Source organism: Sphingobium sp. (assembly GCF_035511395.1).
Classification (GTDB): Bacteria; Pseudomonadota; Alphaproteobacteria; order Sphingomonadales; family Sphingomonadaceae; genus Sphingobium.
In genome coordinates, this window is the sequence record NZ_DATKFP010000144.1 from 1 (window position 1) to 7,661 (window position 7,661).

Below are 7,661 nucleotides of genomic sequence, written 5' to 3' on the forward strand. Positions count from 1 at the left end.
CTGGTCGTGCTGGAAGCAGGTACGCCGGGACTGACCATCGCGCTGCTCCCCAGCCTGGACCGCACGCGCCGTTTTGCGACGCTCAGCTTCGACTGCGCGGTGACGCCCGAGATGCTACTGGGTTCGAAGGGCGGCGCCGGAACTGCCATTGAGCGAACGTTGACCATCGGCGCGGGGCTGCTCGCCGCCGAGCAGACAGGCGGCATGCAATATAGCCTCGATGCCACGGTCGATTACGCCAGGCAGCGTGTCCAGTTCGGCCGCCTTATCGGTTCCTTCCAGGCGTACAAGCATATGCTGGCAGACATGATGCTGCTGGCGGAGGCATCCCGTTCGGCGGCCTATTATGCTGCTGCCGCGATCGACGAAAATGGCGAGGAACTGGCGGAAGCCTGCCACATCGCACGCAGCTATGCGTCGGACGCCTATCGCTCGATCAGTGGCGATGCGATCCAGTTGCATGGCGGCATCGGCTTTACCTGGGAGCATCACGCCCATCTCTATTTCAAGCGCGCCCGCGCAAGCGTGAGCTGGCTCGGCACCATCGAGCAGCATCGCGAAGCACTGGCCGCCATCATCCTGAAGGACGCCGCATGACCCCGACTTCCCCCGTCCCCCCCTATCCCACGCCGCGTGGCCTGTTGACCGGCAAGACTGTTGTCGTGACGGCCGCGGCCGGCACAGGCATCGGCTTTTCGGCGGCCAAGCGCGCCGCCGAGGAAGGGGCCAAGCTGCTGATCAGCGACTTCCATGAACGTCGCCTTGGTGAAGCTGCCGACCGTATCGCTGATGAGGTCGGCGTGGAACGACCCGCGACCTTCGTCTGCGACGTCACCAGTGAAGAGGCCGTGCAGGGCCTGCGCGACGCGTCTTTGTCTGCGCTGGGCCTGGTCGATGTGCTCATCAACAATGCCGGGCTGGGCGGCGAGGTCGATGTCGTCGACATGACCGACGACCAGTGGAACCGCGTGTTCGACGTGACCCTCACCAGCCTGTTCCGCATGACCCGCGCCTTCCTCCCGTCCATGTATGCGGCGAAGTCGGGCGTGATGGTCAACAACGCCTCCGTACTCGGTTGGCGAGCACAGAAGGGGCAGGCCCATTATGCAGCCGCCAAGGCGGGCGTCATGGCCTTCACCCGCTGCGCCGCGATCGAGGCGGCAGAGCATGGTGTGCGCATCAACGCTGTCGCCCCGTCGCTCGCCATGCACCCCTTCCTCGCCAAGGTAACTAGCCAGGAGGCGCTGGACCTGCTGGTCGAGAAGGAAGCCTTCAAGCGCCCGGCCGAAGTGTGGGAAATCGCCAATGTCATGATGTTCCTGGCAAGCGAACTGTCCTCCTACATGACCGGGGAAATCCTCTCCGTGTCGAGCCAGAGGGCCTGACTCGATGACCATCATCTTCGAATCCCCGCGCGATCTGCTCGGTAAGGAAGGCACGATCCTCGGCCCCAGCGCCTGGCTGACGGTCGACCAGGCCCGGATAGACGCCTTTGCCGATTGCACCGGCGACCATCAGTGGATCCATGTCGATCCGGCGCGCGCCAAGGATGGGCCGTTCGGTACAACCATCGCCCATGGCTATCTGACGCTCAGCCTCTCCAACCTGATGATGCCTGAGATGATCGACGTGCGGCGGGTGGCCAACGGCCTCAATGTCGGCACCAACCGGCTGCGCTTCCTCAATCCCGTTCGCTGCGGGTCGCGCATTCGCGGCGTAGGCGAGATATTGACCGTCGAGGAAGTCGCCAGCGGCGCCGCGATCCAATGCGTCATCCGCGTCACTGTCGAGATCGAGGGCGAAGAAAAGCCCGCCTGCGTCGTCGAAGCCATCACCCGCTATTTCCCGGAGGATTGAACATGCCAGATCCAGCGAAGATGGAAGCCGCCGTCCACGCCTATGTCGCCGCCTTCGAGGCCGGCAGCTCCGATAAGGTCGCCGCGCTATATGCCGTGGACGCGACAGTGGAAGACCCGATCGGTAGCCCGATCCACCATGGCCGCGACGCCATCCGCGCCTTTTACGCCGAGTCCATGAAGACCGGCGCAAAGCTGACCCTAGAAGGACCGGTGCGTGTCGGCGCCGACTATGCGGTCTTTCCCTTTTCGGTTCACCTGAACTTCGATGGCGGCCCCAAGCGCATCGATGTGATCGACACCTTCCGCTTCAATGAAGCCAATGAGGTGATCGAAATGCGCGCCTTCTGGGGCCCCACTAACATGCACGGCTTTTAAAGAGGATATCCAGTGATGCGTGAAGCAGCCATCATCTCCACCGCCCGCACTGGCGTCGGCAAGGCCTATCGCGGTGCGTTCAACGATACCGAGGCGCCGCGCATGGCCGCCCATGTCGTCGACGCCGCCATCGCCCGCGCGGGGATCGACCCGGCCCGCATCGACGATGTCTATATGGGCTGCGCCAATCAGTGGAATACGCAGAGCTACAATATCGGCCGCCTGGCCGTACATGGATCGGTCCTGCCCGACGCCACTGCCGGCTTTGCGATGGATCGCAAATGCTCTTCGGGTCTCAACGCGCTGGCCTTCGCGGCGCGAGGCATCATCGCCGATGAGATCGACGTGGCGCTGGCGGGCGGCACGGAGAATGTGTCGCTCACCATCGACAAACATTATCCCAATTTCCGCAACCGGTCGGAATGGGTGAAGGCGCACGATCCCTATGCCTATATGGCGATGATCGAGACTGCTGAGATCGTTGCCGATCGCTATGGCGTCAGCCGCGAGGATCAGGACCGTTTCGCCGCCCTGTCGCAGCAGCGCGCAGCGGCAGGGCAGGAAGCAGGCAGGTTCGATGACGAGATCGTGCCGATCACGCTTACCAAGGCGCTGTTCGACAAGGAAGGTAACGAGACCGGCAAGGAGGAACTGACCCTCAGCAAGGATGAAGGCATCCGCGCTGGCACCACTTATGAGAAGCTGGCGGAACTCAAGCCCGTCTTCAAGAATGGCGATGTCGTCAAGGAAGGCCGCCACATCACCGCCGGCAATGCCAGCCAGCTTTCCGACGGCGCGTCGGCGCAGGTCGTCATGGACCTTGCCACCGCACAGAAGGAAGGTCTGCCTGTCTTGGGCGTCTATCGCGGCTTTCAGGTTGCTGGCTGCGGGGCGGACGAGATGGGTATCGGGCCGGTCCTCGCCATTCCCAAGCTGTTGGAGCGGACGTGGCTGAAGATCGACGATATCGGGCTGTGGGAGATCAACGAGGCCTTCGCATCACAGGCCATTTATTGCCAGCGCAAGCTGGGCATCGATCCGGAGAAGTTGAACGTCAATGGCGGCGGCATCGCGATCGGCCATCCCTTCGGCATGACCGGATCGCGGCTGGTCGGCCATGCCCTGATCGAGGGAAAGCGGCGCGGCGTCAAATATGTCGTGGTGTCCATGTGCGTCGCGGGCGGTATGGGCGCTGCCGGCCTGTTCGAGGTCGCCTGATCCATGCAACTTGCTTTCGCCCCTGAACTCAAAGCCTTTCGTGAGGAGGCGGCCGACTGGCTGCACGAACGGCTGTCCGGCCCCTTCAAGGCCGTGCGCGGCCAGACCAACCAGGTCGACAATGTCGAGGAGCGCCGCGCCTGGGAAGCGGCCCTGGGCGAGGCGCGCTGGAGCGTAGTCGGCTGGCCCGAAGCATGGGGCGGGCGCGATGCCTCGATCGCGCAACAGGTGATCTTCGCTGAGGAATACGCCCGTGCCAAGGCGCCGCCCCGCGTCGGCCATCTGGGCGTCGAACTGCTGGGACCGACCTTGCTGGCGATGGGCAATGAGGATCAGAAGGCGCGTTTCCTGCCGGATATCGCCAATGGACGCGCCATCTGGTGCCAGGGCTATTCGGAGCCGGGCGCCGGTTCCGACCTCGCCAATGTGAAGACCAAGGCGCGACTGGAAGGCGACCGCTATATCATCGACGGGCAGAAGATCTGGACGTCGATGGGCTTGATCGCCGACTGGTGCTTCGTCGTCGCACGCACCGAGCCGGGGAGCGTGGGGAACAAGGGCCTGTCCTTCCTGATGGTAAAGATGGACCAACCCGGTGTCATCCCTCGGCCTATCCGCCAGATGACCGGAGAGGCGGAATTCGCCGAAGTCTTCTTCGACGGGGCGGAGGCGCTCGTTATCGACCGCATCGGCGCGGAAGGCGAAGGCTGGAAGGTGGCAATGGCGCTGCTCGGCTTCGAGCGAGGCGTATCGACGCTGGCGCAGCAGATGCACTTCCGCAATGAACTGGACGATATCATCGTCGCCGCAAAGGCTAACGGCAAGGCGCAAAATGCCCTTATCCGGCAGAAGATCGCCCATGCCCATGCCGGGCTGAAGATCATGCGCTATAACGGTCTGCGCATGCTGTCGGCAGGCGACGGGTCCGATCTGTCGGGCGCGGGCTACACCTACAAGCTCTATTGGTCGCAATGGCACAAGGCGCTGGGCGAACTCGCCATGGATGTGCGCGGGCAGGAAGCAGAAATTGGCGCGGACGAGGAACGGTTCGACAGCCTCACGACCATGTATCTGATGAGCAGATCCGACACCATTTACGGCGGCACCGACCAGATCCAGCGCAACATCATCTCCGAGCGGGGTCTCGGCATGCCACGGGAGCCGCGCGGCTGATGGCTGAAATGATGGGGACATGGCCCGAAACGATCCCACATGCGGCCAAGGCCGCTGCCGATCGCTGGCCCTTCGCGATCGGCCTGATCGAGGGCGAAAAACGGTGGACCTTCGCAAAGATCTGGGCTGATGCACGCGCGTCCGCCTCCGCCATGCTCGCCCATGGGGTAGGGCATGGCGACCGCATCGGCATCTGGGCGCCCAATTGCCGGGCGTGGATCATCGCGGCGCTCGGAGCGCATATTGCAGGCTCGGCGATCGTGCCACTCAACACGCGATTCAAGGGCCAGGAAGCCGCCGACATATTGCGCCGCAGCCGTGCCAAGCTGCTGTTTACACCCAAGGATTTTCTGGGAACCGATTATCAGGCCTTGCTGGCAGACGAGAATCTGCCCGATCTTGAGGCGGTCGTCCACACCGATAACGGATTCGATGCCTTTCTCGCCTCCGGCAAAGGCAGCGACGATCCGGCGGTGGACGAAGCCTTTGTCCGGTTGTCGGGCGATGACCTGAGCGACATCATCTTCACGTCCGGTACGACCGGGCGGCCCAAGGGAGCGCTGACCACTCACCGTCAGGTTGTGCAGACCTTCGGCGACTGGGCCGTACGCGTGGACCTGCGCGAAGGCGACCGCTATCTGATCGTCAATCCCTTCTTTCACACCTTCGGCTACAAGGCGGGGTGGGTAAACTGCTTCACCCGCGGCGCGACGATCGTGCCGATGGCGATGTTCGACGGCGCCGAAATGGTGCGTCAGATCGAGCAGAACCGCATCAGCTTCATCCCCGGACCGCCGACCATCTACCTTACGCTCTTGCAGGAACTGGCCGGCGACAAGCCCCGCGATTTCTCCTCGCTGCGTGTCGCAGTAACGGGCGCAGCGCCGGTCGCGCCCGCATTGGTCGAGCGGATGCGGCATGAACTGGGCATGTCGAACATCGTCAATGGCTATGGCATGACCGAATGTGGTGTCATCTGCATGACCTGCCAGGGCGACGACGCCGAGACGGTAGCGCATAGCTGTGGCTTGCCGATGCCGGGCATCGAGGTGCGCTGCGTCGATGATGATGGGCGCGATGTGCCGACGGGCCAGGCCGGCGAGTTCTGGGTGCGAGGGCATACGGTGATGAAGGGATATCTGGACGATCCCACAGCCACGGCGGAGGCGATCGACACGCACGGCTGGTTGCACACCGGCGACATCGGAATAATCGATGCGCGCGGCTATCTTGCGATTACTGATCGTAAGAAGGACATGTATATCTCGGGCGGCTTCAACTGCTATCCCGCCGAGATCGAGAAGTTGCTCGCAGCCCATCCGGCGATCGAGATGGCCGCGGTAATCGGCATACCGGACGAGCGAATGGGCGAGGTCGGCAAGGCTTTTGTCGTGCTGCGGCCAGGCGCCGAGGCCGGCGAGCGCGACATCATCGGCTGGGCGAGAGAGAATATGGCCAATTACAAAGCGCCGCGTCAGGTGGCCTTTGTCGATGCCCTGCCCCGCAATGCGGGTGGCAAGGTGCTGCGCACGGCGCTTCGCGACCTGTAACGAGAAGGAGGTGTAGGATGCCATTAGACCCGATAATCGAGGGCATGTTGTCGCAGCAGCCAGAATGGCCGCCCATTCGCGGCATCCCGGTCGATCACTTGCGCGAGGCAGTGCGGTCCAGTTCGACCCAGTTGCCGCCACCGCCCGTGACGCTCGCCTCGGTGGAAGATCGCAATATCGCCGGCCCAGCGGGGGATATGGCGGTACGTGTCTATACGCCCGAAGGCTCTGCGCCATTTCCCATCATCGTCTATTTCCATGGCGGCGGCTTCGTAGTCGGCGATCTCGATACGCAGGACATGATAGCGCGTGGGCTGTCGGCAGGCGCCGAAAGCGTAGTCGTCTCGGTCGATTATCGGCTGGCCCCCGAGCATAAATTCCCTGCACCCTTCGAAGATAGCTGGGCAGCAATCCAATGGGCTGCGGCCCATGCGGCCGACATTCAAGGCGATGTGGCGCTGATGGCCGTGGCCGGCGACAGTGCGGGCGGCGTGATCGCCAGCGCCTGCGCCCTGCTGGCAAAGGAAGCCGGCGCGCCCAAATTGTCAGCGGTTCTGAATTGGTATGGCCCCGGCGTTCATCCTATCCCAGAAGAGGGATCGGCGATCGAATTTGCCAATGGACCGCTGCTGCGCATGGATGATGCCCATTTCTTCTGGGAAATGTTCATCAAGGACGAGTCCGATTATACGGATTTCCGCGCCAGCCCGATGAAAGCGCCCAGCCATACAGGGTTGCCCGCCACCTTCATTGCCAGCGCCGAATGTGATCCGATCCGCGACGCAGTCGAAGCCTATGGTCCTGTGCTGAAAAAGGCCGGTGTCGAGGTCGAACTAAAACGATATCCGGGAATGGTGCATGGTTTCGTGTCGTGGCTGGGCTTCCTGCCCGGCGCACAGGCGGCAATGGCCGACGCCTGCAGCTTCGCGAAAAAACAGTTCGCCGCCGTCCGTCAGGACGCCTGACACGCTGCGTGCATGGAGGAACGGCATCACCCGATCGAACGACGCCGTTTTACAAGCCGGCACTTCCGCGATCAATGCGCGCGCTTCTGAAACGTCCTCCGTTTTCTGGAGTTACGCAGAACAGGCTCGCACGGCTGCGTGGTCGCCATCGGCCAGCGGGTCATAGCGAGCGCAAAGGTCGTGAATCTCCTCCCTAAGCTCCAGCCCGGCCATCCGCTCCGCAAGCGCACCGCTTAAAGCTTAACGATCTTGCAATGGGGTACGGGATGCTCGCTAGCTTCGATCCACCGCCACAGACCCGTGCCGCTGCGGTGCCCCGACAGATCGATCCAATTGCCATAACCCGGATCGCGGTCGGCGCAGACCAGGATGACACTGCCGTCGGGCTCATATTTCGCCTGCGCTCCGTTGACCCAGACCTTGCGGTTCACATGGTCCATCGATTCCATCCACCAATTGTCGATCTGGAAATTCCAGAAGCGGCACGCGGGCGGCTTTGCCGTGATGACGAGCGCTTCATC

The 7,661-nt window shown here is 62.9% G+C and carries 8 protein-coding genes and 1 pseudogene; 8 read left to right on the top strand and 1 reads right to left on the bottom strand.

Annotated elements, in window-relative coordinates; translation table 11 throughout:
• The 8 genes from VMR39_RS09630 to VMR39_RS09665 all read left to right on the top strand — a co-directional run.
• Positions 1 to 597 (top strand): acyl-CoA dehydrogenase (locus VMR39_RS09630; RefSeq protein WP_325415752.1); only part of this gene is annotated, 597 nt, incomplete at its 5' end.
• Entirely contained in the window at positions 594 to 1,385 is a 792-nt protein-coding gene (locus tag VMR39_RS09635) for an SDR family oxidoreductase (RefSeq protein ID WP_325415753.1), read from the top strand. The genes VMR39_RS09630 and VMR39_RS09635, both read left to right, overlap by 4 nt.
• A 4-nt stretch (positions 1,386 to 1,389) precedes the next feature.
• Entirely contained in the window at positions 1,390 to 1,857 is a 468-nt protein-coding gene (locus tag VMR39_RS09640; RefSeq protein WP_325415755.1) for a MaoC family dehydratase, read from the top strand.
• A gap of 2 nt (positions 1,858 to 1,859) precedes the next feature.
• Complete coding sequence (locus VMR39_RS09645; protein WP_325415756.1) at positions 1,860 to 2,234, top strand: steroid Delta-isomerase; 375 nt, start codon at positions 1,860 to 1,862, stop codon at positions 2,232 to 2,234.
• A 15-nt stretch (positions 2,235 to 2,249) separates the two neighbouring features.
• On the top strand, positions 2,250 to 3,452 hold the full coding sequence (locus tag VMR39_RS09650; protein WP_325415757.1) for an acetyl-CoA C-acyltransferase: 1,203 nt from the start codon (positions 2,250 to 2,252) through the stop codon (positions 3,450 to 3,452).
• Positions 3,453 to 3,455: 3 nt separating this feature from the next.
• Positions 3,456 to 4,625, top strand: coding sequence for an acyl-CoA dehydrogenase family protein (locus VMR39_RS09655; protein ID WP_325415759.1), 1,170 nt, complete (start codon positions 3,456 to 3,458; stop codon positions 4,623 to 4,625).
• Positions 4,625 to 6,175 (top strand): FadD3 family acyl-CoA ligase, encoded by a 1,551-nt coding sequence (locus VMR39_RS09660; RefSeq protein WP_325415760.1) that lies wholly within the window; start codon positions 4,625 to 4,627, stop codon positions 6,173 to 6,175. The genes VMR39_RS09655 and VMR39_RS09660 overlap by 1 nt, the downstream gene beginning before the upstream one ends.
• 17 nt (positions 6,176 to 6,192) lie before the next feature.
• Positions 6,193 to 7,140: an alpha/beta hydrolase gene (locus VMR39_RS09665; RefSeq protein WP_325415761.1), complete on the top strand. Its 948-nt coding sequence runs from the start codon at positions 6,193 to 6,195 to the stop codon at positions 7,138 to 7,140.
• 233 nt (positions 7,141 to 7,373) lie between these two features.
• Here the strand turns inward: VMR39_RS09665 and VMR39_RS09670 are convergent.
• Positions 7,374 to 7,661, bottom strand: a pseudogene (locus VMR39_RS09670) (hypothetical protein); the annotation flags it as partial.

Excerpts from the sequence above, each read along its gene's own strand:
- VMR39_RS09635 (WP_325415753.1), top strand. The coding sequence starts at position 594 with ATGACCCCGACTTCCCCCGTCCCCCCCTATCCCACGCCGCGTGGCCTG.
- VMR39_RS09640 (WP_325415755.1), top strand. The coding sequence starts at position 1,390 with ATGACCATCATCTTCGAATCCCCGCGCGATCTGCTCGGTAAGGAAGGC.
- VMR39_RS09645 (WP_325415756.1), top strand. The coding sequence starts at position 1,860 with ATGCCAGATCCAGCGAAGATGGAAGCCGCCGTCCACGCCTATGTCGCC.
- VMR39_RS09650 (WP_325415757.1), top strand. The coding sequence starts at position 2,250 with ATGCGTGAAGCAGCCATCATCTCCACCGCCCGCACTGGCGTCGGCAAG.
- VMR39_RS09655 (WP_325415759.1), top strand. The coding sequence starts at position 3,456 with ATGCAACTTGCTTTCGCCCCTGAACTCAAAGCCTTTCGTGAGGAGGCG.
- VMR39_RS09660 (WP_325415760.1), top strand. The coding sequence starts at position 4,625 with ATGGCTGAAATGATGGGGACATGGCCCGAAACGATCCCACATGCGGCC.
- VMR39_RS09665 (WP_325415761.1), top strand. The coding sequence starts at position 6,193 with ATGCCATTAGACCCGATAATCGAGGGCATGTTGTCGCAGCAGCCAGAA.